Consider the following 23,838-nt stretch of genomic DNA (forward strand, 5'->3'; position numbering starts at 1 on the left):
GTTAGGTTTTATATTTTCATCTGGCGGTTTTGTGATATTCTAGGCGGGCATGGCCTCGTTACCCGCCCGTCCGCTCCTCCTGCTGTCGCTCGCCTGGGGGCTCGCCTGCGGTCCCAAGACGCCCGCCGAGACCACCGACACCACCGACGGCCCGCCCGGCACCAGCGGGCCCGATCCGGGCAGCACGGCAACGACGAGCCCCACCGGCAGCACCACCTCGGACACACCCGTCCCGGTGACCACGACGGCGAACCCCACCACCGGCATTGTCACCACCGGGGTTCTCACCACCGGCGACAGCGGCGACACGACCGGAGACACCGGCGGTACTTTCATCGTGATCCCGGACGGCGGCGGCGGCCCGGCCTGCGCCGCCGTGGCGAGCAAGGATTGCGATCCATGGACGCAGGATTGCCCGCCCGACTCGAAGTGCAGCCCGTCGTCCGGCAGCTGCGACGAATTTTCTCGCACGATCTGCAGCGAGCTCCCGGCCCAGCCGGTCCCCGTCGGCGGCGCCTGCGTCAGCGAGGACGATCCGCTCAGCGGCCGCAACGACTGTGAAGTGGGCGCCACCTGCTGGTTCGTCGACCCCGACGCCCTCACCGGCACCTGCGTCGGCCTGTGCAAGGGCTCGCCGGACGTCCCCGACTGCTCACACGTCCCCGACAGCGCCTGCGTGTTCGTCCACGACGGCCCCGTCGCGCCGATGTGTCTGCCGACCTGTCACCCGCTCGTACCGACCTGTCCTTCGGGACATCACTGCCACCCGACCGCGCACGCCCCCGACACCTTCGCCTGCATCCCCGCGGGCGCCGACCCGCTGGGCGCCGTGTTCAACATCTGCGCGGGGAAGACCGGGTGCGCCGAGGGGCTCCTCTGCGCCGAGGCGGACACCGCCGCCGTCGAGTGCGAGCCCGGCTCGACCTGCTGCACGCCGCTGTGCGACCTCGACGCGCCCGAGTGCCCCGGCGTCGGTCAGGTGTGTCTCGCCTACTACCCGCCGGGCCAGTCGCCGCCCGGCTTCGAGAACGTCGGCCGCTGCGGATTACCGTGACTCGCGCGCACCGGCGAATCACCACCTCCGACGATTGTCGTGTGACCACGAGGGACGACCCCTCGACTCGCGCCCGTCCTCCTGCTGCCGCTCGCGTGGCCGCTCGCCACAGCGCCGCACACGCGACCGCTCCCGCGAATCGCCCCGGATCGCGAGCGCGCGCCGGACGACCCCGTCCGCGGGCTCCGGCCTGCGAGCCGGCCCGCGCCCGTGATACGACGCCGGGATGCCGCGCCGCCTCGCACTCCTCGTCGTGCCGCTCGCCGTCGCCTGCAACGACGAGCGCCCCCAGTCGTCGGCCACGGCCGCGACCACCGCGCTGACGTCCACCCCGGGGCCCGACCTCACCACCGACGGCGCGCCGACCACCGGCCCGACCGGCACCGGCCCCGCCGACACGACAGGGACCACCGCGGCCACCACCGGCGACCTCAGCGCCTCCGCTACCGGCACCACGGGCACCGCCACCGGCGAGCCCGCCTGCCCCGCGGACACGGTCGTCTGCGACGGCGACACCGCCCAGGTGTGCGACGGCGCCGGCGGCTTCAAGGGCGAGGAGGCGTGCCCGGGCGTGTGCGTCCCCGGCCTCGGCTGCGCCGAATGTGTCCCCGGGGACAGCCAGTGTCAGGGCCTCGACCTCGAGGTGTGCAACGACGCCGGCACCGGCTTCGAGGTCCGCGAGACCTGCGACGAGCTGCAGGGCCTGACCTGCGACGCCCCCTCGGGCGCCTGCGTCGGCGCCTGCGCCGGCCTCGGCCCGTCCTACATCGGCTGCGACTACTTTCCGACGGTCCTGCAGCAGCTCGACCTCTACAACCAGGCCCCCAAGGACATCTTCGCGGTCGCCGTCGCCAACACCGCCGACGAGCCCGCCGACGTCACGATCACCCGCGGCCCCGACCAGGTCGCGCAGTTCACTGTCGCGCCGACCAGCGTGCAGGTCGTCGACCTCCCGTGGATCGCCTCCCTGACCCAAGGGTCAGGTCCCTCCGTCCTCATCAAGGACAGCGCCTATCGCCTGCGCAGCACCCGACCGGTCACCGTCTATCAGTACAACCCGCTGGCCGCGACCACCACCAACGACGCCTCGCTGCTGCTGCCGGTCAACACCTGGACCGGCAACTACGTGGTCGCCAGCTGGCCGGCCTGGGGCGGCCTGGTCGGCTTCTACGCCGTCGTCGCCCGCGAGGACGGCACCACCGTCAGCCTGCTGCCCTCGGCCACCGGCGGCGCGGTCCTGGCCGGCGGCGGCGTCGCGGCCGACGGCACCGGCGTCGTCGCGATGAACGCCGGCGACGTCCTGCAGGTCATGACGGGCAGCGGCGACCTCACCGGCACGATCGTCGAGGCCGACAGGCCGGTGCAGGTGTTCGGCGGCCACGAGTGCACCTACGTCCCGCTCGACGTCGGCGCCTGCGATCACCTCGAGGAGTCGATGTTCCCGCTCGAGACCCTGGCCACCGAGTACGTCGTCGTGCCGCCGGTGCAGGTCCCCAACGACGCCCTCGACAAGGCCCAGGTCGTGCGCGTCATCGCCAGCGAGCCCGGGACCACCCTGACCTTCAGCCCCGACCAGCCGGTGAACAAGTTCCTGGCCGCCGCCGGCGACTTCGTCGAGCTCACCACCACCACCGCCAAGTTCGTCGTCACCGCCGACAAGAAGATCCTCGTCGCCCAGTACATGGTCGGTCAGAGCGGCGGCTACGGCACCAGCGACCCGGCCATGCTCCTGGCCGTGAACCCGATGCAGTGGCGCGACAACTACCTGTTCCACGCCTCGACCACCTGGCTCGCCAATTACGTCGACATCATCGCCCCGCTGAACGCCGCGGTCAGCGTCGACGGCGTCGCCGTCGGCGGCTGGCAGCCGGTCGGCGCCAGCCAGTACCAGGTCGCGCACGTCAAGCTGAGCAACGCCGGCGACGGCAGCCACACCATCACCGGCGACGTCGGCGTGGGGATCGGCGTGTACGGGGTGCAGAACTACGGCAGCTACTGGTACCCGGGCGGCCTCGATCTCGACCTGATCGCGCAGTGACCCCATTGCCCCCGCCGCGGACACGGGCGCACGCTCGCGCGCGACGGCGGCGAAGTTGACGGCGCGCGCCGGCTCACCGACCATGCGCGGATGCATGGCTTACTCCGCCGCGTCTCCTGCTTGCTCCCCTGTTGCGTCCTGATCGGCTGCACCGACCGCGCCACGCCCGGGGACACCGACAAGGACGACACCACGACGGCGACCACCACGACCACCGTGGGCACGCTCGAGCTCCCCTCGACCACCGCGCCGACGACGACCGACCCGACCACGACCGCCGCGCCCACCTCGACCACCGGCGACGGGGTCCCGGGCGTGCACGCCGGCGCGTGCAAGCCGATCGACGGCGACGCCGGCTGTCCCGCGGAGCACGTCTGTTGCTCCGACGACCCGGCGACCAGCCAGGGTCGCCTGCCCAACTACTGGCAGGACGGCAAGGTCGACGACGTGTTCGGCAACCCGCTGTTCTCGTCGATCAACAACGAGCTGAGCCACTGGGGCTTCTGCATCGACGTCGGCGAATTCCCGAGCCCGTTCGCCAACGGCTGCCCGGTCCCGTGCAACCCGACCTGGACCTTCGAGGAGCGCATCATCGTCTGCGGCGGCGACGCCGGGTGCTGCCCGTTCACCGCCGTCGACCCGGCCAAGGACTGCATCCGCGACCCCGACACCGGCCGCTGGCGGACCGCGCGCGGCCAGGACGTCATCGACAAGCTGACCCCATGGGGCGCCGAGCTCGCCACCAACCAGGACCCGTTCGCCAACAGCTGCACCAAGCTGGCCAACGGCGACCAGGCCGCGCTGCTCGACTGCATCCGCCAGCTCGGCGTCGCCGACCAGCGCGGCTACTGCTTCACCGGCGAGTGCCCGTGCGTCGAGGACGTGTGCGACCAGAAGAACCCGGACTACCTCCCGCGCTGTCCGTGACGTTCAGGCCGCGCGGCGCCACCCCAGCGTCAGCAGCGACGCCGACAGCAGCACGAACAGCGCGTACAGGAGCGGCAGCCACAGCATCCGCTCGTGCAGCGCCGCCGGGAAGCTGGCGAGGATGATGCCGAGCGCCAGCGGGCTGTTTTGGATCCCCGTCTCGAACGCGATCGCCCGCCGGCCGGCGCGTTCGACCCGCAGCAGCGCCGCCAGCAGGTAGCCGAGGCCGAAGCCGGCGACCCCGAGCCCGATCGCCGCGAGGTACATCGCCGGCGTGGTCTCGGCCAGCAGCTCGCCGTTGCGCACCAGGCCGGTGACGATCAGCAGCGCCAGCACGCCGATGCCCGCCAGGCTGCCGACCTTCTCGAGCGTCCCCGCCGCCGCGGGCTTGCGCGCGCGCACGAACATCCCGAGCGCCAGCGGCACCAGCATCACCGCCAGCGTCGTCGTGATGTTGCCGTAGGGCACCGCGAGCGTCGCGTCGGAGAACGAGCTGGCGTACACCACGAGCAGGAGCGGCATCACCACCACCGCGACGATCGTCGACAGCGCCGTCATGCTGATGCTCAGCGCCACGTCGGCCTTCGCGTAGTAGGTGAACAGGTTCGACGTCGTGCCGCCCGGCGTGCAACCGACGATGATCAGGCTGATCGCCTGGTCGTTCGGCAGCTCGAGCGCCCTCGCCAGCGCGAGCGCGATCAGCGGCATCCACCCGTACTGCGACGCCAGGCCGATCAGCGGCCCGCGCGGGCGCTGCAGCACCGCGCGGAAGTCGGCCAGGGTCAGCGACGCGCCCATCCCCATCATCAGCACGACGAGGAGCAACGCCAGCAGCGCCTGTTCGGGCCCGGACAGCATCGCCGCATGCTCGCACGCCGGCCTGCCGGCGACAACCGCGGCCGGCCGGCGGCCGCGATCAACCTGTCTTTGTAGACATGTCCGAACGACCCTGTGCCCGCACCGGCGGGCGCTCGTCGGCGTACAGGCGCAGCGCGAACTGACCGGCGGCCGTCGCCCGCATGCCCTCGCCCCACGCCAGAGTGGCCGGCGTCAGCAGCTGCTCCGCCAGCGGATAGCCGTACTGCGGGGCCCTCAGCGCCGGCGCGGCGAGGGCGGCGAAGGTCAGGTCCGCGGCGGTGAAGCGGTCACCGAGCAGATAGCGGCGGCCGTCGGCCAGGGTCTGTGCGACCTCGCCGAAGATCACGTCGAGCAGCGCCTGCGAGCGGGCCACCGGCTCCGGGGACAGCTTGAGCGCGCGTCGCATCATGGCCTGCAGCGGCGACGCCAGCAGGCGGCCGAGGCGACGCTCCCACGCCGGACCGGTCGACGTGATCAGGTCTCGCGTCCTCCCCGGGTCGGAGAACATCAGCGAGTAGACCATGCGCCGCGTGGCCGGCCCGAGCAGCTTGTCGAAGCGAGCGACGAGGCGCTCGACCTCGGCGCGCGGCTCGGGTTCGTCGGGGAACAGCTTGCGCGCGGCGGGCAGGTGTTCGTCGGCGAAGCGGACGATGTCGCTCGACTCGCACAGCACCCCGCGGGGGGTCACCAGGGCCGGCACGGTGCGCCGGGCCCCGGCGGACAGGTTGGCCGCGAAGTGCAAGATCGGCACGTGGTCGTGCTCGACGTAAGCGAGCCCGGCCCGGTCGAGGGCCCAGCGGGCCTTCTCGCAGTAGTGACTGAACCCGATCGTGATCAGGCGCAGCGGCGCGGCCATGGCGACGACTCAGGAGTCGGATGCGGTGAGCTTCTCGAGCTCCTTGCCGAGCGTCTCCTCGATCTTGCCCTTGAGCGGGGTGAGCATGAAGCCGAGGTCGAGGTTGACGTCGACCTTGTTGGCGCTGATGACCAGCTTGCCCTCGACGCCGGTGCCCTTGACGTTGAGCGTGCGATCGTCGGCCCACGACGTCTTGGCCTGGTACTTCTCCTGGAGCTTGTCGCCAAGCTTGCTGATCCGATCCTTGATCACGGCGGGCTCGAGGGAGTGATTGCGGGACAGGTTGATCTTCGGCATGTCGGCGAGCCTTGATACCAAAAAGCGCGCCGGTCCTGCAAACCGGCGGCGGTGCGAGCGCCGCGACGGTCACGGGCTTTCGTCACAAATTTGGCCCGCAGGGTCGCCCCGTGGAAGCTGCGGCCGTGCTCACCAGCGTCAGCGCCACCGAGACCGCACTGCCTCCTTCGGACCTGAGGGTCCCCGGTCCTGCGGACCTGAAGGCCCCTGCGAGCCCCAAGGGCGCGGCGCCGGCCGCCGGCGTGCAGACCCCACAATCGGGCGCGGCCCGGCCCGCGCCCGCGAGCGCGCGCGCGACGGCGCAGAAGCCCGCGCCGCTGCCCGAGCCGATGTGGCGCTCGGCCGACGGTCGCGCGCGCCTCTTCAAGGGCGACTGCCTCGAGATCTTGGAGCGCGTCCCGGCGGAGTCGGTCGACGTGATCTTCGCCGATCCTCCTTACTTCCTGTCGAACGGCGGCACCACCTGCCGCGCCGGCAAGCGGACCAGCGTCGACAAGGGCACGTGGGACAAGTCCAACGGCGTCGAGGAGAACCACGCCTTCAATCACAGGTGGCTGTCGGCCTGTCAGCGCGCGCTCAAGCCCAACGGCACGATGTGGGTCTCGGGCACCGGCCACGTGATCTACTCGGTCGGCTACGCGATGCAGCAGCTCGGCTTCAAGATGCTCAACGAGATCGTGTGGGAGAAGCCGAACCCGCCGCCGAACCTGTCGTGCCGCTACTTCACGCACGCGACCGAGACGCTGCTGTGGGCGGCCAAGAGCCGCAAGAGCCGGCACGTCTTCAACTACGACCGCATGCGCGAGATGAACGACGGCAAGCAGATGAAGACGGTGTGGCGGCTGACCGCGCCCGGCAAGCAGGAGAAGCTGCTCGGCCGCCACCCGACGCAGAAGCCGCTCGCGCTGCTCGAGCGCCTGCTGCTCGCCTCGTGCCCCGAGAACAGCCTGGTGCTCGACCCCTTCAACGGCTCCGGCACCACCGGCGTGGCCGCGGTCACGCTCGGCCACAGCTACATGGGGATCGACCTCGAGCAGGAGTACCTCGACCTCACCCAGGCCCGCCTGCTCGACGCCGTCCCGACGCTGCGCGAGCGGCCTGCGCTGCAAGTGGTGCGCTGAACCCTGCCGGTGGCGCGGGAGGTTCGTCTCCCTCGCGACGGGCCGCACAAAGACCTGCGAGCGCCGCGGGAGGTCCGCCTCTCCGCCGCGCTCGCACGTCGTTCGCCCCTGGCTGTCGCGCGCCGGGCGACCTGTCCTTCAGGACATTCGTCAGACCTCGGTGATCTCGGCCTCTTTCTTGGCCAGGATCTCCTCGACTTGCTTGACGAACTTGTCGTGCATCTCCTGCACCTTCTCGAGCGCCTTCTTGAGCTCGTCCTCGGTGATCTCGCGGCCCTTCTCGGCCTCCTTGAGGTACTCGTTGGCCTCGCGGCGCGACTGCCGGATCGCCACCTTGGCCTCCTCGCCGAGGTCCTTGACCTGCTTGACCAGGGCCTTGCGGCGGTCGCCGGTGAGCGGCGGGATCGCCAGGCGGATCACCACGCCGTCGCTCTGCGGGTTGATGCCGAGGTTGGCGGCGTTGATGGCGCGCTCGATCGGGCCGACCATGTTGCGGTCCCACGGCTTGACGACGAGCAGGCGGGCGTCGCCGATCGAGACGGTGGCGCACTGGTTGAGCGGCATCAGCGTGCCGTAGTTCTCGACGCGGATCTCGTCGAGCATCGCCGGGTTGGCCCGGCCGGCGCGGACCTTGGAGACCGCCTTGCGCAGGTGGTCGAGGGCCTTGTCCATACCGTCTTGGGCGAGTTCGAGTGCCTCGTTCATCGTCGTGCTCCGTCGTGCTCAGTGGATCGTGTGGTTCGAGTTCGCGCGCGGGCTACTCCGCGCAGACCAGCGTGCCGAGCTCCTCGCCGCAGACCACGCGGCGGATATTGTCCCGCCCCAGCATGTTGAACACAAGGATGGGCAGGCTGTTCTCCTTGCACAGGGAGATGGCGGTGCTGTCCATGACGTTCAGCCCGCGGGCCAGCACGTCGAGGTAGGTCAGGCGGGCGTAGCGGACCGCGTCCTTGTGCTTGTGCGGGTCCTTGTCGTAGACCCCGTCGACCTTGGTCGCCTTCATCAGGACGTCGGCGTGGACCTCCATCGCCCGCAGGGCGGCCGCCGTGTCGGTGGTGAAGTAGGGGTTGCCGGTCCCGGCGGCGAAGATCACCACGCGACCCTTCTCGAGGTGCCGGGTCGCGCGCCGGCGGATGTACGGCTCGGCGACCTCCTTCATCTCGATCGCCGACATCACCCGCGTGTACACCCCGCGCTGCTCGAGCGCGTCCTGCAGCGCCAGCGAGTTCATCACCGTGGCCAGCATGCCCATGTAGTCGGCGCTGGCCCGGTCCATGCCGGAGGCCGCGGCCGACAGCCCGCGGAAGATGTTGCCGCCGCCGATGACCAGGGCGACCTCGACGCCGAGCCCGACGACGTCCTTGACCTCCTCGGAGATCGTGCGCAGCACCTCGGCGTCGACGCCGTAGCCCTGCGAGCCCTGCAGGGCCTCGCCGGACAGCTTCAGCAGGATCCTCTTGTAGCGGGGGGCAGCTGCCATGCGGACCGTCTCTCCGGCCCGAGCGGCCGGCGCAAGAAATTCACCTGTCAGGACGCACAAAGCGAGAGAGCGGGGGTCGCCCGCTCTCTCGCTCGCGTGTCACGCCTTGATCTGCGCCGCGACCTCGGCGGCGAAGTCTTCCGACTTCTTCTCGAGGCCCTCGCCGAGCTCGTAGCGGGTGAAGCGGCGGATCTTGATGTTCTCGCCGAGCTTCGCCACCAGCTCCTGCTGCAGCAGCTCGATGGTCTTCTTGTCGTCCTTGACGAACTTCATCTCGAGCAGGACGTTCTCCGAGTAGAACTTGCCGACCTGGCCGTCGACGATCTTGTCGACGATCTTCTCGGGCTTGCCCTCGGCCAGGGCCTTCTCGCGCAGGATGGCGCGCTCGGCCTCGACCTTCGAGGTGTCCATCTCTTCACGCCGGACGCAGACCGGGTTCATGGCCGCGATCTGCATCGCCACGTCGGCGCAGAAGGCCTGGAAGTCGGCGGTCTTGGCGACGAAGTCGGTCTCGCAGTTGACCTCGAGCAGCACGCCCACGCGGTTGTTCATGTGGATGTACGAGGTGACCGCGCCCTCGGTGGCGATCCGGCCGGCCTTCTTGGCCGCGCCCGCGATGCCCTTCTTGCGCAGGTACTCGACCGCTTTCTCGATGTCGGCGTCGACCTCGGTCAGCGCCTTCTTGCAGTCCATCAGCCCCGCGCCGGTCCGCTCGCGGAGGTCCTTGATCATGTCGGAGGTGATCGTGGCCATGTCTCAGTCCTCTTTGGTGCTGGACTCTTCGTCGGGGGTGGCGGCGGCCTCGGGGGCCGGCAGCTGGGTGCGGCGCGAGACGACCTCGACGCGGGGGCCGTCGCCGCCGGTGGTCACGCGGATCGTCTCGGGGACGTTGTGACCCTCGGGCTCGTTGACCGCGCGCGACTTGCCGAGGCGCGCGCCCTCGAGGCAGGCGTCGGCGATCTTGCTGCAGAACAGCTTGATCGCGCGGATGGCGTCGTCGTTGCCGGGGATGACGTGCTGGATGAGGCGCGGGTCGGCGTTGGTGTCGGCGACCGCGACCACCGGGATGCCGAGGCGGTTGGCCTCGACCACGGCGATGTGCTCCTTGACCGGGTCGATCACGAACACCGCGCCCGGCAGCTTCGGCATGTCCTTGATGCCGCCGAGGTTGCGCTCGAGCTTGCCGCGCTTGCGCTCGAACATGAGCGCTTCCTTCTTGGTGATCGCCTCGTACGTGCCGTCCTGGCTCATGCGCTCGATGTTCCGCAGCTTGTCGACCGACTGGCGCACCGTCGTCCAGTTGGTCAGCGTACCGCCGAGCCAGCGGCTGCACACGAAGAACTGGTTGGCGCGCGCGGCCTCCTGGACCATCACGTCCGAGGCCTGCTTCTTGGTGCCGACGAACAGCACCGGCTTGCCCTCGGCGGCGATGCTGCGGATGAACGCGTAGGCGCGGCGGAACATCACCGCGGTCTGCTGCAGGTCGATGATGTGGATGCCGTTGCGGGCCCCGTAGATGTAGGGGCGCATCCGCGGGTTCCAGCGCTCGGTGCGGTGACCGAAGTGCACGCCCGCCTCGAGCAGCTGGCGCACGGTGATGATCCGCTGGCCGTCCGACATGTCGAGCGACTGCTGCAGGTCGCCCTGGGAGATATCTTGAGTGCTCATCGTTCGTACTTTCCTGGCGTTGGGCCGCTGCCCCGTTCCGCGAGCCCCGAACACCGCGAACGCGGTGACGCCACGGGGCCCTCCCGAGGCATGTGTGATCGTTGGGCGGGCCGTGTAGCACGCACCCCGGCCACCCGGCAAGGCGCCGCCCGCACCGCTCACCCGGCGTTCTCACACCCGGACTCGCACCCGGTCCGGCCACCGCAAAGCCCCCCGGGCGGCCCCGGACCTCGCCCACGCGCGTGAGCCTGCTCGTCTCGCCCCGCGACTCCCGTGCGCACCGGCCCCGGTCCAAGCGTGGCGCGCAGCAGTCCGCAGCTCACGCTGCCGACGCGCTCGCTCGCTGCTCTCGGCCCGCCGCGCGCTGATCGCGCAGCATCCACTGTGATATGAGCGCCTTGTCGATGTCGCTTCGTCCGCTCCTCGCCCTCGCGTTCGCTCTCGGCGCCCTCGGCGGTTGCTTCCTCAGCCCCAACGTCCCGCCGTCGTTCCGCTACACCTGCAAGGCGGACTCGGACTGCCGGGTGCTGACGTGCCGCGGCGATCTCGTGGCGATCCCCGAGGCCGACGCCGCCGGCCTGCAGCTCGCCGAGAAGTGCGACGACGTGCCCGAGGCCGACAAGAGCAAGTTCTACGAGGCCCGCCAGACGTGCCTCGACGGCCTGTGCGAGTACCCCTGCGAGCTGACGGCGACCGCCTGCCCGGCCGGCAAGGGCTACAGCCTGTGCTTCAACGGCACCTGCGCGACCGCCTGCGGCCAGGACGACGAGCGCTTCCCCGACCCCGACGCGACCTGCTCCCAGCCGCAGCACTGCGTCCTGTTCGGCGACGAGATCGAGCTCGACCCGATCAAGAAGCTGTTCGGCGGCGGCAGCGGCGGCAGCGGCCAGAGCCAGGGCCAGGGCCAGACCGGCCAGTTCAAGGTCGAAGATCTGCTCGGCACCGGCGTGTGCGGGATCCGCTGCGACGCCGACGACGCCCGCCCCTGCGCGCCCGGAATGTACTGCGGGGGCGCGATGTGCCTGCCCGACTGCGCCAACCCCGAGGCCACCGCCTGCGCCGACGGCTCGACGTGCTTCGCCCCTCCCGGCAGCGACTTCTCGGTCTGCCTGCCGACCTGCGACCCGGCCGCCGAGATGCCGTGCGGCGAGGGCGAGATCTGCGTGCCGGGCATCAACATCTGCCTGCCGACCTGCCTCGGCGAGGACGCAACGCTCTGCGAAGACGGCCAGGTGTGCGACGAGACGCTCGGGATCTGCATCCCCGAGGACCTCTCGACCGGCAGCGACACCGACGCCACCACCACCGACAGCGAAACCGGAACGGGAACCAGCGGATGACCCACCGACCGCTCCACGGCCCCACGGGCCACCACGTCCCCCGCCGCATCCTGGTCGCCGCGCTGGCGCTCACCACCGCCTGCGCCACCACCACGGCCGACCTGCCGCAGCCCGACCGCCGGCTGGCCTCGATCGGCAACCTCGGCACGCGCTCGAACTTCGAGATCCGCACGCTCTACGCCGCGCAGGACCCGGCCCCGCCGGTGCGCGACCAGTCGACCCGCCGCCGTCGCCCGGTCACGCCGGTGCTGTTCTACCTCGGCGTCACCGTCGCCGCGCTCGCCGGCGGCGCCGCGATCGCCACCAGCGCCGCGTCGTACGGCCTGCGCCGCAAGCTCGACGACAACTACTTCGAGAACGGCTTCGACTACGACGAGTACAACCGCACCGTCGACAACGGCAACCGCCTCAGCAAGGCCAGCTGGGGCCTCGGCTTCACCGCCGTCGCCTTCGCCGCGATGGCCCTGATCGCCTACAGCGTCGACTGGTCGCGCTGCGGCCCGCTCGCGCCCAAGCGCCGCCGCGACACCGCCCCGCGCGGCCGCTGCGAGGAGTTCCACCCCGACCACAAGCCGGCCGACCCGTACGCCGAGCCGAGCGAGCCCCAGCCCGCCGGCCCCGGCCTCAATCCCGGCCCGGCCCTCGCCCCCGCCGAGGCCCCCGCGGCCGCGCCCGCTCCCGAGGGCCCCGCGCCCGAGGCACCCGGACGCTAGCCCCCGCGGCCATGTCCTCCGAGCCACCTGGCCTCCGGGACATGCGCGCACCGCCCGGCCCCGCCAGCCCGCTCGCGCCCGGCAAGGGTGTCTCCTCGGACATGTCCTCCGAGCCATCCGGCCCCCGGGGCACCGGCACGGATGCACCTTCGGGCATGTCCTCCGCGTCATCCGGCCTCCGGAACCCCGACGCTCCGCTCGGACCCGCCCCGCCCGCGTCCGGCACGGACGTTCTCTCGGACATGTCCTCCGAGCCATCCAACCTCCGCAACCCGCACGCACCGCCGTCCGGGTCGGGCACGGCTGCCCCTTCGGACATGTCCTCTGAGCCGCCCGACCCACGGGACAGCGGCTTGCTCGCGCCCGTCCCGCCCGCGTCCGGCACGGACGTTCTCTCGGACATGTCCTCCGAGCCGTCCGGTCTCCGGAGCCCCGACGCTCCGCCCGGGCCCGCGCCCTCGCCTGCCCCTTCAGACATGTCCCACGAGCTGCCGCTCCGCCCCACGCCAGCCGCGCCCGACGTCCTCGGCGGCCTGTCGCCGCGCCTCGCCCTGCTCGGCGTGCTCGCGCTGATCGCCCTCGTCCACCTGCCGCTGCTCGGGTTCCAGTTCGTCTACGACGACGGCTGGACTCTGGTCGCCAACGGCTTCTTGCGCGCCCCGGGCGACCTCGCGCTGCTGTTCTCGCCCGAGGCGCTGGCCCGCCACGTGCCCGACGCCTTCCGCCCGGGCCTCGTCGTGTTCGACCTGCTGACCTACCAGCTGCTGGGCCTGTCCTCCCCGCTGCACCACGCCCTCTCGATCGCCCTGCACCTGGGCGTGTGCGCCGTCCTCGCCCGGTGGCTGCGCGTCCTCGGGGCCCCTCTCGACCTGGCTCTCGGGACAGCCGCGCTGTTCGGCCTGCTGGCCCTCCACGCCGAGGCGGTCGCCGTCGTCTCGTACCGCGAGGACCTGCTGGCCGCCCTGCTCGGCCTGGCCGCCGCCCTCGCCGCCTCGCGCGGCCGCTGGCTCGGCGCCGCGCTCCTGTCCCTCGGGGCATGTGCCATGAAGCTCAGCGCCGGCGCGATCCCGGCGCTGTGGCTGCTCGCCGAGGGCCTCTCGCCGTGGCGCCCGCGCCCGCCGGCCGCCCGCCTCGCCCGCGGCGCCCTCGCGCTCGCCCTCGGCGTCGCGGCCGTCCTCGTCTACACTGTCGCCCTCTACGGCGCCCTCGACCCCTACGGCGCCGACAACCTGCGCGTCTACAGCCACCGCGTCGGCCTCGGCCCGGTCCTCGCCGCCTCCCTGCCGATCCACCTGAGCTACCTGCAGCAGATGCTGGTCCCCTGGGGCCTCTCGCCCGAGTACACCGACCACGGCGCCGCCTTCACCGACCCGGCCACCCTGCTCGCCGGCGCCGCCCTGCTCGCGCTCGCCGGCTACGGCCTCGCCTGCGCCCGCCGGCGCCCGCTCGTCGCCCTGGCGATCCTCGGCGCCTTCGCCCTCGCGCTGCCGACCAGCAACCTGTTCCCGATGCCCAACATGCGGGCCGACCGCTTCATGTACCTGCCGAGCGTCCCCGTCTGCCTCGGCCTGGTCGCGCTCCTGCTGGCCGCCGGTCGCCGGCTCTCTCGACATGTCCCCGAGGACATGTGGCTCGTCGCCCGCGTCGCCCCGCTGGCCGCCGTCGTCGTCGTCCAGGGCTCGGTGCGCGTGGCCGCGGCCGCGGTCTACCGCGACAACTCGCACCTGTGGGGCGTCGCCCGCGAGCGGGCCCCCGACTCGGCGCGGGCCCACGCCGCGCTCGGCGAGCTCGTGGTCCGCAACGTCCCGGCCGACGCGCCGCGGGAGGACAAGGCCCTCGCGTTCGCCCGCGCCGAGGCCCACTGCCGCAACGCCGAGCGCCACGACCCGCGCTACGAGCTGCCGCAGCTGTGCTTCGCCCGCCTCGCCGCCGCCCGCGAGGACTGGCCCGCCGCCGAGCGCCGCTACCGGACCGCCCTCGCCGTCAGCCCCGATCGCAACGCCGGGATCTTCGCCGGCCTCGCCGAGGTGAGCCTCGACCTCCCGGCCACGCCCGAGACGACGCGCACGGACCTGGCCCGCCGCCACCTCGCCGAGGGCCTCGCCAGCTACCCGTACAGCCCCGAGCTGCACGCCACCGCCGGGCGGATCTTCCACCGCCTCGGCGACCCGGAGCAGGCCCAGGTCCACTATCGCCGCTCCCTCGACCTCGCCCCCGAGCGGCCCGAAGCCCTGCTCGCCAACATCGACCTGCTCCTCGACCTCGGACGTCCGACCGACGCGACCCGACTCCTCCTGCAGGAGAAAACCGCCTGGCTCGCCGCCCATCCCGACGATCGGACCGCGCTTGTCGCGCGGCACCGCGATGCCTTGCGGCTGTTCGAACCTTCCATGATACTCTCAGCCGACCCTGTCGGAGTCCTCGCCCATGAGCCGTAAGTTCTTCACCTTCCTGCTCCTCACGGCCCTCATGATCGCCGCCGGCAGCATGGCCTGTCTTCAGACCGTCGAGCAGTTCGACAAGTCGGACGAGACCGACAGCGCCACCTGAGCCGCACCGACATCCGCTCGAGCACCTGGCGCTCGGGACAGGTCGCCCTCCCGCGACCCCCGAGCGTCGAGTCATTTAAAATGGGGCCGCGAGCTGCGCGGCCCGGTCGACGCGCCGCCTCGGCGTCGCCACCCGCCGCGCGCGCTCAGTGCGAAGGCCCACGGGTCCCGTCATCGCTACGAGCTGAGCTCGCTCTCCGTCAGTGCCAGCCGTGGGCCGCGAACAGGCCCGGGCCCTGCACGGGGATCGGCTCGCGGCGCTGCTCGTCGCGGTGGCAGTGAGCCGCGCAGCCGCACGCGTCGAGACGCATCCCGTGGCGCTCGGCCAGCCCCTTGAGGCCCTCGACCAGGGCACCGGTCGCCTGCGCCGTCAGGCGCCAGCCGGTGCTCGTGGGGGCCGCGTCGCGGCTCTTCGCGGCCGGCGGCACGCCGTAGCGGCGCAGCACCGAGGTCATCGTGTCGGCGTCGAGGACCCCGGCCAGCGCCTGGATCCGCGCCGGCGTCAGCCGCCCGGGCACGAAGTGGAGGTCGTGCAGCTCGGCCGCGGAGATGTGGCGGAGCAGCGGCTCGAAGTCGGGCCCGAACGGCCGGTCGTGCAGGCCCGCCAGCAGCGGCCCCAGGTGCACCGAGACCGGCACGCCCAGCCGCCGCAGGTACTGCGCCTGGAGCAACAGAGCCGGCGCAGCGTCCGCCTCGGCGCCGAGGAGCGCGCGCTGGATCTCCACCTTCTGGTGCGCGATCTCGAACGCCACCGACGCCCCGCAGTCCTTGGCCCGCAGGACCAGCGAGCGGGCCAGGGTGGCCGGGCTGCGGACGATCACGCGGCGGCCGTGGGCCGTCAGCCAGCGGAGGGCCGGCTCGGCCCAGGTCGAGTCCTCACGCCGGGCCAGGCGCAGGGTCACCACCGTGACGCGCTCGCCCCGCGCCTCGAACTCGCCGAGCAGGCCGGCCAGGGCCAGTTCCGGGTTGGCCGAGGGCACCGGGGCGCCGGCGCGGCTGCCGAGGATCACGTGCAGGCCGGTGCAGGACGACAGGACTTGCAGGGTGGTGAATCCGGAACTCATGGTCAGCTTGCTCGCCTGTTCAGTAAAGTGCGCCTGGCGAGCAGTGGGGTCAATGCAGCGCTTGATCTGGTTCAGATCAAGCGCACGATTTCCGGCCGGAACCGCCCCTGTCGGCCCCCGAGCCATGAGCGAAACCGCGCACCATCGCCTTTCCACCATTCGGGGCCCCCGTGTGGTAGAGGGGCGCAGCAGCACGCGATGCCCGAAGCGAAGGCAAGCAGCCCCACCGTCCCGACGCCGCCGCGCCTTCAGGGGGCCATCTCCATCCGCGATGTCGACCCGGACGCGCTCAAGGTCGTCCGCAAGCTGGTGGCCGGGGGCCACGAGGCCTATCTGGTGGGCGGATGCGTCCGCGACCTGTTCCTCAAGCGGCGGCCGAAGGACTTCGACGTGGCCACCAGCGCCACCCCGGAGACCATCCGCAAGGCGTTTCGCAACTGCCGCATCATCGGTCGCCGCTTCAAGCTCGCGCACGTGTTCTTCGGCCCGAAGATCATCGAGACGAGCACCTTCCGCACCACCCCGATCACGGCCGAAGACGACCCGCTCATCACCCACGACAACGAGTGGGGCACCGTCGAGGACGACGCGCGGCGGCGCGACTTCACCATCAACGGGCTCTTTTACGACACCGACGCCGACGCGATCGTCGACTTCGTCGAGGGTCTGGCCGACCTCGAGCGCGGCGTCATCCGCACGATCGGCGACCCGCTGCTGCGCTTCCAGGAGGACCCGGTGCGCATGCTGCGGGCGGTCAAGTTCGCCGCGCGGCTCGACTTCACCATCGAGGAGGCCACCTGGCGGGCCTTGCTCGACACCGTCGGTCACATCGGCAAGTGCTCGCGCGCCCGCGTGCTCGAGGAGATCTACAAGCTCCTGCGCGGCGGCGCGGCGCGGCGCAGCTTCGAGCTGTTGCTCGAGTCGCGGCTGATGACCGAGCTCATGCCGAGCTACGTCGACCTCTACCGCAAGCTGAGCCCCGGCGGCCTGTCGGGCCCGGCCAGCAAGACCCGCCCGGGCGAGCCCTCGCGGGTGATGTGGAACCTGCTCGAGGCGCTCGACGAGTACACCAGCGCCACCAGCCAGGTCGCCAGCAACGGCGTCCTTTTGGCCGTGCTGTTCGCCCCGCTGCTCGACGAGCAGTGGATGACCGCCAGCCGCCAGGGCCTCGACCGGCTGATCGACGACCTCATGGGCCCCGTGTGCGTCAGCCTCGGCGTGGCCCGCCGCGACCGCGAGCTCGCGCGCCAGATCTTGATGGCCCACCGGCGCATGGTCGAGTCGCTCACGCGCAAGAAGCGGCGGCCCTCGCTGGTCCAGCGGCAGTACTTCCACGACGCCCTCGTGTTCCTCGGCCTCACCGTCAAGGCGCGCGGCGGCGACGGCAGCGAGCTCGGGCACTGGCAGCGCCTCGCCGCCGTCACCCAGCCGCTGCGCATCGAGTCCGGCGACGAATTCGACGGCGGCCCGCGGCGCAAGCGGCGGCGGCGGACCCGGCACGGCGGCGGGGCCGACGGCCGCCGTCACTCCCCCGAGCCGGGGACCCCGTGACGCGCCGGGGCAGGGGCCCGCTCGACCCGGAGGCCCTGCTGCGACTGGGCACCAGCGAGCACTACGAAGACCCCGAGCTGTACGACTTCGAGTACCGCGACCACCGCCACGACGTCGCCTGGTACCGCGGCCTCGCGCGCGACCGCGGCCCGCGCCAGCGGATCGTCGAGCTCGGCGCCGGGACCGGGCGGATCAGCCTGCCGCTGTGTCACGACGGCCACAGCGTCGTCGCCGTCGACCGCATGCCGACCATGCTCGACCACCTGCGGCGCAAGGCCGGCGGTCTCGCCGGCGACGTCGCCGCCCGCCTCGAACCTGTCCTCGGGGACATCATGGCGCTGCCGCTGCCAGACGCCTCGGCCGACCTGGTGTTCGCCCCCTTCAACGTGCTCATGCACCTCTACTCGTGGGCCGACCTGCTGCGCTGCTTCCGCGAGGCCGCGCGCGTGCTCGTCCCCGGCGGCCGGTTCGCCTTCGACGTCCTCCTGCCCGACCTCGAGTGGCTGACCTGGGACCCGGACGAGCGCCACAGCGTCACCCACTTCACCCACCCGCGCACCGGCGCGGCGATGGTCTACTCGACCAATCACACCTACGACCCGCACACCCAGGTGTGCCACGTCCGGATCTTCTACGACGAGGCCCCGAGGCGCCCGCGGGCCTTCAAACCGCCGCCCGAGCCGCTGCAGGTCGTCCACCTCGCCCACCGCCAGATCTTCCCCGAGGAGCTGCGCCACCTCGTCGCCGCCGCCGGCCTCGCGCTCGACAGCCTCGGCGGCAACTTCCGCGGCACCCGCCTGGCCACCGGCATCGACTCCCAGTGCGGCCTGTGCACCAAGCCCGACGGACATGTTTTGAAAGACATGTCCTGAAGCACCTTTTCTTTTATAGATCGTCGCCCGGGCGCCGCGCCCCACCGCCCGAGCCTGTCAACCCGCCTCCCGTCGGCTCCTCTTGCGACCGCTGTCGCCACTCGACCCGCCTCCGTCGGCTCGCGACCGCCTCCCGTGAGCTCCCCTCGCCGCCGTCTTGTCGGCGTCCTCGCTTACCGCTGCCTCGCCGGTCGACCTCCCCCTCGTCGGTTCCCTTCGTGACCACCGCCTCCGCCGACCTGCCTCTCGTCAGCGTTCCTCGCCACCGCGACCTCGCCAGTCGACCTCTCGTCGGGTTCCCTTCGCCACCGCCGCCGCCCCCTCGCCCTGCCTCGCGTCGGGTCGCCCTTCTCGCGATACTCGGGGCCTCGCATGTCTCGGCCGCGTCGCCTCTCGAACCTCCTCGGCGTCGACGACGCTCCGTTTTTGCGCGAGCACCGGGGCGACGTCGCCATCATCGGCACGATCTGCACGGCGGGTCGGCTCGACGGCGTCCTGCGCGGCAAGGTCCGCCGCGACGGTGCCGACGCCGCGCGGCGGATCGCCGGCATGTTGTTGGGCTCGCCGTTCGCGGACGCCGTACAGGCCGTGGTGTTGCAGGGAATCGCCCTGGCCGGCTTCAACGTCGTCGACCTCGACGAGCTGCACGAGGCGATCGCTCGTCCGATCCTGGTCGTCGCTCGGCGACCGCCCGACCTCGCGAAGATCCGCGCTGCCCTCGCACGTCTCCGGGGCGGCGCCCGCAAGTGGTCACTTATCGAGCGGGCCGGCGCGATGGAGCCGCTCGCCGGCGTATGGGTCCAGCGCAAGGGTCTCAGCGCCGCCGAGGCCGCCGTTCTGCTCGAGCGCGGTCGTGTGCACGGGGCCTTGCCCGAGGCGTTGCGGCTGGCGCACCTGATCGCCGGCGCTTTCGGGCGCGGCTACAGCAAGGGCCGCGCCTGAACGCCGCTTGCGGGCCTGTCTGAAAAGACAGGTGCAAATATTTCACTCCATCCCCCTGCGGGGGCGACAGGACGGCGCCGAGAAATTCCAAACCGTCGCGTCCAACCGTCGCCAAAAAATTCGGGTGTGTTGCGATCGCAGGTCGGAGCCCGCCCGAGTCGTTGCAGGTCCACGTTCTGCGAGCGCCACCGCAAGCACGAGGGGACAACTCGGCGAGTGCCCGAGACGAACGTGCGGCCTGACCTTGACGACATGTCCGAGAAGTTGATTGCGCGGATCTGTGCCCCTCGCAGCCTGGCGCGCCGCGGTGCTAGGCTTGGGATCGTGCCGCCCAAGGTCATCTTCCTCGACATCGACGGCGTCATGAACAACCTCGGCACGCGCGCCGAGCCGCAGCGGAGCGGCGTCGTCGCGTGGCTCGATCCTGACAACGTCGCGGTCCTCAACCAGATCGTGCGGGCCACGGGCGCGGTCGTGGTGGTCTCATCGTCGTGGCGCTTGACGGTGCCGCTCTCCGAGCTGCGCGCCAGCTTCGCCGCCGCCGGCTGCGAGGCCCAGGTCGTCGGCATCACGCCCGACGTCGACGGCCCGCGCCGCGGTCGGGAGATCCGCGCCTGGCTGGACGCCCAGACCGAACCGCCGACCCGCTACGTCGCCATCGACGACCAGTTCGACATGCCCGAGCTGCCCGGCCGCCTGGTCAAGACCTGCCGCGTCAACGGACTCACCACCCGCGAGCTGCCGCAGGTGCTCGAACAGCTCGCCGACTGAGCGCGCGGCGCTGCGCCGTTCCAGTCGCCCCGCCGGCCGCGCGAGCGGTCTTCGCTGCTCGAGACCTTCGCCGACTCGCCGACCGCGAACCCACTCGCTGGCGCTGCGCGGCTCACGGTGAAGTGGCGCGCCAAGGTATAACCTCCGCGACATGCTGAAGTACCGCGAAGCCGGGCTGGCCGACATCCCCCGCCTGCAGGTGATCCGCGCGGCCGTCCGCGAGAACGTCCTCTCGAACCCCGGCCTCGTGACCGTCCCCGACTACGAGGAGCACATCGCCGGCCCCGGGAGGTCGTGGGTGTGCGAAGAGGGCGGCGTCATCCTCGGCTTCTCCTCGGCCCACCCGCAGCACAAGTCGATCTGGGCCCTCTTCATCGACCCCGCGCACGAGCGCCGCGGCATCGGCCGCGAGCTGCTGGACCGCGCGGTCGCCTGGTTGTGGTCCCACCCCGAGCTCGACGCCATCCGGCTCACCACCGCCGTCGGCACCCGCGCCGACCGCTTCTACCGCGCCGCCGGCTGGACCGACGTCGGCCGCTCCCGCAGCGGCGAGGTGATCTTCAGCCTGCCCCGCCCCTGACCGACCTATCTATTAATTTTCTCTCTTATTAAAATGGCCATGTCCAAACAGACATGGTCTTTCGAACATGCCGGTTCCCGATGCTCCGGCCGCGGCGGAGCCGCTCGAGCTCCGCCGCGGAGCTCGAGCGCGGCCCTGAATCCCACCCGGCATCCTCTGCCGCGCCACCTCGTCACATCGGCTTCGGTCCGGACGCCTCGTCGAGCGCGTCCAGCACTGAATCCCACTCGGCATCGTCTGCCGACCCGACCGACGGCGCGACCTGCGGAGCGTCCCCGGACACGACCACGGGCCTCGCCACACCCGGCGCCGCGACCACGCGAGCCGGCACGGCCCCGACGACCGGCGCCGCGACCACAGGCACCCCGACGACCGGCGCCGCGATCCCAGGCACCGCTGGCCTGCCCACCACCGGCGCCCCAATCCCAGGCACCGCTGGCCCGCCCACCACCGGAGCCCCGACCGTGGGCACCACGGGCACGCCGGGAGGCGTCACTCCCGGTGCTTGCAGGCCTCCGAGCGTCGGCACCGCCGGCGCTCTCGATGCACTCGTCGGCAGAGCTCCGATCGACGGCACGGATGGCACCGCGGCGCTCGTCGGCGTCGAGCCGGGACTCTTCACCGCGGGCGGCGCGAAGGCGACAGGCGAGCGTGCCGGCCCGCTGGACACCAGCGGGGGCGGCGGGGTCACGGCACCCGTCCCGGGCGGCTTTGCCAGCGGCACCGAGAACGCGGGCGGCTTCGGTCCCGGGGCGGCAGGCACGGGCCCCGACGTCCCCGGCCGCGACGGCCCCACACCGAACCCCGGCGCCCCCACGCGCGGGCCCGACGACGCTCCGAGGTGCCCGAACAGCGCCCCCGCGGGCGGAGCCGCAGCGGGCGGGCGAGCGACAGGCGCACCGCTCTCGCCCGCCGACCTGTCCTCTCGGACAGCCTCCGCGCTCACCGACCTGTCCTCCCGGACAGCCTCCAAAACCACCGCGCTCTCCGACTTGTCCTCCCGAACGGCTCCAATCGGCCCGCTCGTCGACCTGTCCTCTCGGACAGCCGCCGTCTTCGCCGACCCGTCCTCCCGGACAGCCGCCGCCCTGGCCGACCCGTCCTCCCGGACAGCCCCCGCGCTCGCCGACCCGTCCTCCCGGACAGCCCCCGCGCTCGCCAGCTCCTCGCCCCTCGCCGAACCCGCCTCGGCGCTCCTGTCCCCGAGGACAGCTGCGACCGACGCCCCTTCTCCGCGCAGCGCCGCCGCCACGCCTCCGGGCTTGATCGCGGGCGTCGCCAGCCGCTCGGCCCCTGGCGCCGCCGCTGTCTTTTCCGCCATGCCCCCGGGGACAGCCGCCCCGGCAGCCGGCGAACCCTTCACCCCTTGCTCGGCCTGCTCCTCGCGCTGCCCCGGCCGGACCGCCGCTTGCGTCGCGCCCGCCTGCTCCGCGCGCGCCGGCGAGCTCTTCACCGCCTGCTCGACCCGCTCCTCGCGCCCCTTCGCCTCGGCTTTGGCGGCCGGACGCGCCACGCTGCGGCTCGGCGGGTTGCTCGCGCGTTGCGTCGCCCGGCGCTCGGCCTTCGCGGTTCGTCGGGCCGCTCGCCGCTCCTCGCGGCGGACGTTCCGCTTCCCGCGCGGCTTTCCCTGCTCCTCGCGGTCCGCCGGCCGCTCGTCGCCGCTCTCGGACGTCCCGACCGGCAGCGCCAGCACCACGCCGCCCTCGCCCGCCGGACCGGCGGGCACGCTCGTGTCCGGCCCGCTCGCGCCCGCCTGCCCGCCTGCCGGACCCGCGACCGCGCCCGCTGCGACCTCGCGCGTCTTCGCGGAAGTCCCCTTGCTCGCGTCGACCTTGCCGGCCTTGCGGCTCGCCGCCTGCCCCTTCGACCCTGTCTCCAGGGACATGCCCTTCGCGCCATCCTTGCGCTCGGCCGCCCGCGCCTCGAGCTTGCGCGCCCGCTTCTCGCTCGCCTTCACCGCCGGCCGCAGCAGCCGCCGCGCCCGCTCGACCAGCGCCTGCGCCAGCTTGTCGGGCCCCGCCTCGAGCCCCGCCTCCGCCCCGCGCAGGGCCGACAGCGCCACCTCCGACGCCCCCGCGCGCTGCTCGAGCAGCGCCCGCGTCGCCAGCACCCGCGGCGTCGCCCCGAGCGCCGCCTCGGCCGCGTCGAGCTGGGCCCGGACCTCCTCCGCGCGCGGCTTCCCGGCCAGCAGCTGCGCCGCGGCCAGGTGCAGCTGCTCCCACGGCCCGACCGCCTCGCGCTTCACCAGCGACTGCAGCAGGTCACGCGCCTGCTCCGGCGCCTCGGCGATCAGCAGCGCATGCGCCTGCGCCGACACCACCACCGCCGGCGGCTGTCCTGTCGTCCCCGCCAGCCGCACCGCCTCGGTCAACGCCTTCGCCGACGCTCGACCCTCTCCGCGCACCAGGTGGAGCCGGCCCTCCTGCAGGGCCGTCCACGCGTACGGCGCCAACCACCGCACCCGTCGCCGGCTGCGGATCGCGTCGATCAGCCCCGGCGCACTGCTCGGCGTCGCCGCCAGCACCGCTCGCTCGAGCGGCCCGAGCAGCGCCTGCACGATCGCCGGGAACAGCGCGAACCACAGCAGCGCGACCGCCAGCAGCCCCCAGAACACCGGCCCGCGCGGCGCGAAGATCAGCGCCCCCGCGATCACCGCGAAGGGCACGTAGATCCGCGCCACGGCCGACGCGACCGGACGCTTCGAGCGGAGCAGCAGCGTCGCGGGCAGAGGAGCCCGCACGGGCTCGGGCGGAGCAGCGGAGGACGGAGCAAGATCGCGCACGGGAGCCAATTCCAGGGCGAACTTGCCCCAACACCCCCGGCGGACGCAAGCGCGCGTCTACCGTCCGTTTGCGCCATCACCACCGTCCACGCCGGCCCCCGCGACACCGCATTCACCTCGCACCACCTGCTTCGCACGCACTCACCGGTTCGAGCCCTTCCGCTCCAGCGACATCGGTTCATCGCGCACCGACCCGCATCGCATCCTCCGCATCGATCGCTCGCTCCGCGATTCATCGCATCGACGCAGCTGCATCGTCCCGCGCCGATCGCATCGACCTCCACGCCGTCGACCCCTCCGCGCCCCATCGACCTCCACGACGCCATCAACCACCTCCGCGCGACGCTCGTGAATCCCGAAGCTCGCCCGCGCACC

General features: G+C 72.2%; 22 protein-coding genes. 13 read left to right on the forward strand and 9 right to left on the reverse strand.

Annotated elements, in window-relative coordinates; translation table 11 throughout:
- Window positions 1–49 precede the first annotated feature (49 nt).
- The 3 genes from K7C98_RS10400 to K7C98_RS10410 all read left to right on the forward strand — a co-directional run bounded on the left by K7C98_RS10400 (window position 50) and on the right by K7C98_RS10410 (window position 4,019).
- Window positions 50–1,054: a hypothetical protein gene (locus K7C98_RS10400; protein WP_224191445.1), complete on the forward strand. Its 1,005-nt coding sequence runs from the start codon at window positions 50–52 to the stop codon at window positions 1,052–1,054.
- A 226-nt stretch (window positions 1,055–1,280) separates the two neighbouring features.
- On the forward strand, window positions 1,281–3,092 hold the full coding sequence (locus tag K7C98_RS10405) for an IgGFc-binding protein (RefSeq protein ID WP_224191446.1): 1,812 nt from the start codon (window positions 1,281–1,283) through the stop codon (window positions 3,090–3,092).
- A gap of 90 nt (window positions 3,093–3,182) precedes the next feature.
- Entirely contained in the window at window positions 3,183–4,019 is an 837-nt protein-coding gene (locus K7C98_RS10410) for a hypothetical protein (RefSeq protein WP_224191447.1), read from the forward strand.
- A gap of 3 nt (window positions 4,020–4,022) precedes the next feature.
- Here the strand turns inward: K7C98_RS10410 and K7C98_RS10415 are convergent, their stop codons facing one another.
- Genes K7C98_RS10415 through K7C98_RS10425 form a run of 3 tightly spaced genes read right to left on the reverse strand, consistent with a single transcriptional unit; the run spans window position 4,023 to window position 6,030 of the window.
- Window positions 4,023–4,877 carry a bile acid:sodium symporter gene (locus K7C98_RS10415; RefSeq protein ID WP_224191448.1) on the reverse strand — a complete coding sequence of 285 codons (855 nt, stop codon included), beginning with the start codon at window positions 4,875–4,877 and terminating at the stop codon, window positions 4,023–4,025.
- Between the two features lie 58 nt (window positions 4,878–4,935).
- Window positions 4,936–5,733, reverse strand: a complete 798-nt coding sequence (locus tag K7C98_RS10420) for a glutathione S-transferase family protein (RefSeq protein WP_224191449.1) — start codon at window positions 5,731–5,733, stop codon at window positions 4,936–4,938.
- 9 nt (window positions 5,734–5,742) lie between these two features.
- The gene (locus K7C98_RS10425; RefSeq protein ID WP_224191450.1) at window positions 5,743–6,030 is read right to left on the reverse strand and encodes a polyhydroxyalkanoic acid system family protein; all 288 of its coding nucleotides are present in this window, start codon (window positions 6,028–6,030) and stop codon (window positions 5,743–5,745) included.
- Window positions 6,031–6,359: 329 nt separating this feature from the next.
- On the opposite strand from K7C98_RS10425, the gene K7C98_RS10430 reads away from it, so the two are divergent.
- Window positions 6,360–7,151 carry a DNA-methyltransferase gene (locus K7C98_RS10430; protein WP_224191587.1) on the forward strand — a complete coding sequence of 264 codons (792 nt, stop codon included), beginning with the start codon at window positions 6,360–6,362 and terminating at the stop codon, window positions 7,149–7,151.
- Between the two features lie 150 nt (window positions 7,152–7,301).
- On the opposite strand, the gene frr is transcribed toward K7C98_RS10430, so the two are convergent.
- The 4 genes from frr to rpsB form a co-directional block, all read right to left on the reverse strand.
- Window positions 7,302–7,856, reverse strand: a complete 555-nt coding sequence (gene frr / locus K7C98_RS10435) for a ribosome recycling factor (protein ID WP_224191451.1) — start codon at window positions 7,854–7,856, stop codon at window positions 7,302–7,304.
- Between the two features lie 52 nt (window positions 7,857–7,908).
- Window positions 7,909–8,631: a UMP kinase gene (gene pyrH / locus K7C98_RS10440; protein ID WP_224191452.1), complete on the reverse strand. Its 723-nt coding sequence runs from the start codon at window positions 8,629–8,631 to the stop codon at window positions 7,909–7,911.
- Between the two features lie 99 nt (window positions 8,632–8,730).
- Window positions 8,731–9,384: a translation elongation factor Ts gene (gene tsf, locus K7C98_RS10445; protein ID WP_224191453.1), complete on the reverse strand. Its 654-nt coding sequence runs from the start codon at window positions 9,382–9,384 to the stop codon at window positions 8,731–8,733.
- A gap of 3 nt (window positions 9,385–9,387) precedes the next feature.
- A complete protein-coding gene (gene rpsB / locus K7C98_RS10450) occupies window positions 9,388–10,299 on the reverse strand; it encodes a 30S ribosomal protein S2 (protein WP_431312828.1) in 912 nt (303 codons plus the stop codon).
- A gap of 404 nt (window positions 10,300–10,703) precedes the next feature.
- On the opposite strand from rpsB, the gene K7C98_RS10455 reads away from it, so the two are divergent.
- The 4 genes from K7C98_RS10455 to K7C98_RS43490 all read left to right on the forward strand — a co-directional run bounded on the left by K7C98_RS10455 (window position 10,704) and on the right by K7C98_RS43490 (window position 14,902).
- On the forward strand, window positions 10,704–11,639 hold the full coding sequence (locus K7C98_RS10455; RefSeq protein ID WP_224191454.1) for a hypothetical protein: 936 nt from the start codon (window positions 10,704–10,706) through the stop codon (window positions 11,637–11,639).
- Window positions 11,636–12,352 carry a hypothetical protein gene (locus K7C98_RS10460; protein WP_224191455.1) on the forward strand — a complete coding sequence of 239 codons (717 nt, stop codon included), beginning with the start codon at window positions 11,636–11,638 and terminating at the stop codon, window positions 12,350–12,352. Before K7C98_RS10455 ends, K7C98_RS10460 begins: the two co-directional genes overlap by 4 nt.
- A 476-nt stretch (window positions 12,353–12,828) precedes the next feature.
- Window positions 12,829–14,790 carry a tetratricopeptide repeat protein gene (locus K7C98_RS10465; protein ID WP_224191456.1) on the forward strand — a complete coding sequence of 654 codons (1,962 nt, stop codon included), beginning with the start codon at window positions 12,829–12,831 and terminating at the stop codon, window positions 14,788–14,790.
- On the forward strand, window positions 14,780–14,902 hold the full coding sequence (locus tag K7C98_RS43490; protein WP_263429392.1) for a hypothetical protein: 123 nt from the start codon (window positions 14,780–14,782) through the stop codon (window positions 14,900–14,902). Before K7C98_RS10465 ends, K7C98_RS43490 begins: the two co-directional genes overlap by 11 nt.
- Window positions 14,903–15,101: 199 nt before the next feature.
- Here K7C98_RS43490 and K7C98_RS10470 read toward each other — a convergent pair whose 3' ends face one another.
- A complete protein-coding gene (locus K7C98_RS10470) occupies window positions 15,102–15,965 on the reverse strand; it encodes a hypothetical protein (RefSeq protein WP_224191457.1) in 864 nt (287 codons plus the stop codon).
- 198 nt (window positions 15,966–16,163) lie between these two features.
- Between K7C98_RS10470 and pcnB the strand changes: the two genes are divergently transcribed.
- The 5 genes from pcnB (at window position 16,164) to K7C98_RS10495 (ending at window position 20,681) form a co-directional block, all read left to right on the forward strand.
- Window positions 16,164–17,516 carry a polynucleotide adenylyltransferase PcnB gene (pcnB, locus tag K7C98_RS10475; protein ID WP_224191458.1) on the forward strand — a complete coding sequence of 451 codons (1,353 nt, stop codon included), beginning with the start codon at window positions 16,164–16,166 and terminating at the stop codon, window positions 17,514–17,516.
- A complete protein-coding gene (locus K7C98_RS10480; RefSeq protein ID WP_224191459.1) occupies window positions 17,513–18,388 on the forward strand; it encodes a class I SAM-dependent methyltransferase in 876 nt (291 codons plus the stop codon). The genes pcnB and K7C98_RS10480 overlap by 4 nt, the downstream gene beginning before the upstream one ends.
- Window positions 18,389–18,760: 372 nt before the next feature.
- Window positions 18,761–19,330 (forward strand): DUF99 family protein, encoded by a 570-nt coding sequence (locus K7C98_RS10485; protein WP_224191460.1) that lies wholly within the window; start codon window positions 18,761–18,763, stop codon window positions 19,328–19,330.
- A 324-nt stretch (window positions 19,331–19,654) separates the two neighbouring features.
- Entirely contained in the window at window positions 19,655–20,101 is a 447-nt protein-coding gene (locus K7C98_RS10490; RefSeq protein WP_224191461.1) for an HAD domain-containing protein, read from the forward strand.
- A gap of 151 nt (window positions 20,102–20,252) precedes the next feature.
- Window positions 20,253–20,681: a GNAT family N-acetyltransferase gene (locus tag K7C98_RS10495; protein ID WP_224191462.1), complete on the forward strand. Its 429-nt coding sequence runs from the start codon at window positions 20,253–20,255 to the stop codon at window positions 20,679–20,681.
- 172 nt (window positions 20,682–20,853) lie between these two features.
- Here K7C98_RS10495 and K7C98_RS10500 read toward each other — a convergent pair whose 3' ends face one another.
- Complete coding sequence (locus K7C98_RS10500; protein ID WP_224191463.1) at window positions 20,854–23,421, reverse strand: hypothetical protein; 2,568 nt, start codon at window positions 23,419–23,421, stop codon at window positions 20,854–20,856.
- Window positions 23,422–23,838: the final 417 nt, after the last annotated feature.

The organism is Nannocystis pusilla (assembly GCF_020073745.1).
Classification (GTDB): domain Bacteria; phylum Myxococcota_A; class Polyangia; order Nannocystales; family Nannocystaceae; genus Nannocystis; species Nannocystis radixulma.

Bases quoted from the DNA above. Each gene is read 5' to 3' on its own strand.
- K7C98_RS10425 (WP_224191450.1), bottom strand. From the start codon at position 6,030: ATGCCGAAGATCAACCTGTCCCGCAATCACTCCCTCGAGCCCGCCGTG.
- K7C98_RS10460 (WP_224191455.1), top strand. From the start codon at position 11,636: ATGACCCACCGACCGCTCCACGGCCCCACGGGCCACCACGTCCCCCGC.
- K7C98_RS43490 (WP_263429392.1), top strand. From the start codon at position 14,780: ATGAGCCGTAAGTTCTTCACCTTCCTGCTCCTCACGGCCCTCATGATC.
- K7C98_RS10420 (WP_224191449.1), bottom strand. From the start codon at position 5,733: ATGGCCGCGCCGCTGCGCCTGATCACGATCGGGTTCAGTCACTACTGC.
- K7C98_RS10470 (WP_224191457.1), bottom strand. From the start codon at position 15,965: ATGAGTTCCGGATTCACCACCCTGCAAGTCCTGTCGTCCTGCACCGGC.
- K7C98_RS10455 (WP_224191454.1), top strand. From the start codon at position 10,704: ATGTCGCTTCGTCCGCTCCTCGCCCTCGCGTTCGCTCTCGGCGCCCTC.
- K7C98_RS10415 (WP_224191448.1), bottom strand. From the start codon at position 4,877: ATGCTGTCCGGGCCCGAACAGGCGCTGCTGGCGTTGCTCCTCGTCGTG.
- K7C98_RS10485 (WP_224191460.1), top strand. From the start codon at position 18,761: ATGTCTCGGCCGCGTCGCCTCTCGAACCTCCTCGGCGTCGACGACGCT.
- K7C98_RS10465 (WP_224191456.1), top strand. From the start codon at position 12,829: ATGTCCCACGAGCTGCCGCTCCGCCCCACGCCAGCCGCGCCCGACGTC.
- pcnB (WP_224191458.1), top strand. From the start codon at position 16,164: ATGCCCGAAGCGAAGGCAAGCAGCCCCACCGTCCCGACGCCGCCGCGC.
- pyrH (WP_224191452.1), bottom strand. From the start codon at position 8,631: ATGGCAGCTGCCCCCCGCTACAAGAGGATCCTGCTGAAGCTGTCCGGC.
- frr (WP_224191451.1), bottom strand. From the start codon at position 7,856: ATGAACGAGGCACTCGAACTCGCCCAAGACGGTATGGACAAGGCCCTC.
- K7C98_RS10405 (WP_224191446.1), top strand. From the start codon at position 1,281: ATGCCGCGCCGCCTCGCACTCCTCGTCGTGCCGCTCGCCGTCGCCTGC.
- K7C98_RS10430 (WP_224191587.1), top strand. From the start codon at position 6,360: ATGTGGCGCTCGGCCGACGGTCGCGCGCGCCTCTTCAAGGGCGACTGC.
- K7C98_RS10400 (WP_224191445.1), top strand. From the start codon at position 50: ATGGCCTCGTTACCCGCCCGTCCGCTCCTCCTGCTGTCGCTCGCCTGG.
- K7C98_RS10410 (WP_224191447.1), top strand. From the start codon at position 3,183: ATGCATGGCTTACTCCGCCGCGTCTCCTGCTTGCTCCCCTGTTGCGTC.
- rpsB (WP_431312828.1), bottom strand. From the start codon at position 10,299: ATGAGCACTCAAGATATCTCCCAGGGCGACCTGCAGCAGTCGCTCGAC.
- K7C98_RS10495 (WP_224191462.1), top strand. From the start codon at position 20,253: ATGCTGAAGTACCGCGAAGCCGGGCTGGCCGACATCCCCCGCCTGCAG.
- tsf (WP_224191453.1), bottom strand. From the start codon at position 9,384: ATGGCCACGATCACCTCCGACATGATCAAGGACCTCCGCGAGCGGACC.